General features: G+C 42.0%; 1 protein-coding gene. It reads right to left on the bottom strand.

What is annotated here, in order from left to right; translation table 11 throughout:
- On the bottom strand, positions 1 to 286 hold a 286-nt coding region (locus tag AAEY62_RS21835), incomplete at both ends, for a hypothetical protein (RefSeq protein ID WP_350636493.1).

The raw sequence follows: 286 nt of genomic DNA, 5'->3' as shown, positions 1-286 counted from the left end.
GCATAGTGGTGGTGCCAGAATGATTGAAAAGTACGCAACCATTCTGCGGGACTCATTGCAGCGAAGTAATATGGCTCAGTATCTACCCAACGATTAATAGCATCCAATAATGATTTTGTTGTTAACGCCTCCTCAGGGAGATAGTTATAAAAGTTTTGCAAAACCCTTAAAGGGAAAGCTGGCAGTGGGTAACGTGTGAAGCTCGTGTTGCTTTCATCTGCATATGAAGCAATAGGTTTAGGGTGTGACACTTTGAGTGTAAATTGCCCTTCGAAAAACTCAATAC

The sequence above is a fragment of the Pseudoalteromonas sp. GW168-MNA-CIBAN-0100 genome, from assembly GCF_040309225.1.
GTDB lineage: Bacteria > Pseudomonadota > Gammaproteobacteria > Enterobacterales > Alteromonadaceae > Pseudoalteromonas > Pseudoalteromonas arctica.
Note: the sequence above shows the minus strand (reverse complement) of the source record. Positions and strands in the feature narration are given on the sequence as shown.